The sequence below is a fragment of the Mesorhizobium sp. M2C.T.Ca.TU.002.02.1.1 genome (assembly GCF_003997225.1).
This window is the reverse complement of sequence record NZ_RZTO01001238.1, coordinates 1-1,195: the sequence shown is the minus strand read 5'-3', so window position 1 is coordinate 1,195 and position 1,195 is coordinate 1. Positions and strand designations below refer to the sequence as shown.

The window sequence follows — 1,195 nt, the reverse complement described above, 5'->3', positions numbered from 1 at the left end:
AAATTCGCCTACTTCCAATGCGACATTGCCGATCTTTCCGCTCATCAAAGAATGGTCGAAGCCGCGATCAACGCCTTCGGCCACATCGATTGCCTGGTCAACAATGCCGGCGTCGGCGCCGTGGTGCGCGGCGATCTGCTGGAGCTGAAGCCGGATAACTTCGATCGCGCGCTCGCCATCAACCTTCGCGGCACTTTGTTCCTCAGCCAGGCCGTCGCCAAGGCAATGCTGGCCACGCCTGCCGCTTCAGCAAGGTCGATCATCACCATCACCTCGGTCAGCGCCGCCATGGCCTCGCCGGAGCGCGCCGACTACTGCATTTCCAAGGCCGGGCTTTCGATGTGGGTGAAGAACCTGGCGTTGCGGCTCGCAGCCGAAGATATCGGCGTTTTCGAGGTGCGGCCGGGCATCATCCGCACCGACATGACCTCCGGCGTTTCGGCCAAATATGACGCGCTGATCGAAGGCGAGCTGGTGCCGGCGAAACGCTGGGGCGAGGCCGCCGATGTCGGTGCCGTGGTCGCCGCGCTTGCCTCCGGAAAATTCGGTTTTTCGACCGGATCGGTCATCGATGTCGATGGCGCGCTCTCGGTGCCACGCTTGTGAGGAACAATGGCTGACTACATCATTGTTGGCGCCGGTCCGGCCGGCTGCGTTCTCGCCAACCGGTTGAGCGAGGATCCGTCCAATTCCGTTTTGCTGCTGGAAGCCGGCGGCAAGGACTGGCACCCGCTCATCCACATGCCGGCGGGCTTCGCCAAGATGACCAAGGGCATCGCCTCCTGGGGCTGGTCGACCGTGCCGCAGAAGAACATGAAGGACCGCGTCTTCTGGTACACGCAGGCCAAGGTCGTCGGCGGCGGCTCGTCGATCAATGCCCAGATCTACACCCGTGGCAACGCCCGCGACTACGACGCCTGGGAGAAGGAAGATGGCCTCGCCGGCTGGAGCTATCGCGACGTGCTGCCCTATTTCAAGCGCGCCGAGAACAACCAGCGCTTCGCCAACGATTTTCATGGCGACCAGGGTCCGCTCGGCGTCTCCAACCCGATCTCGCCGCTGCCGATCTGCGAGGCCTATTTCCGCGCCGGCCAGGAAATGGGCATACCCTTCAATCCGGACTTCAATGGCGCGAGCCAGGAAGGTGTCGGCTACTATCAGTTGACCCAAAAGAACGCCCGGCGCTCATCCGCTT

General features: G+C 62.7%; 2 protein-coding genes. Both read left to right on the top strand.

Translation table 11 applies throughout. The features are described from left to right. A partial coding sequence (locus EOD07_RS35090) for a 3-ketoacyl-ACP reductase (RefSeq protein WP_127238410.1) occupies positions 1-606 on the top strand: 606 nt, incomplete at its 5' end. A gap of 6 nt (positions 607-612) precedes the next feature. Then, a partial coding sequence (locus tag EOD07_RS35085; RefSeq protein WP_206519660.1) for a GMC family oxidoreductase N-terminal domain-containing protein occupies positions 613-1,195 on the top strand: 583 nt, incomplete at its 3' end.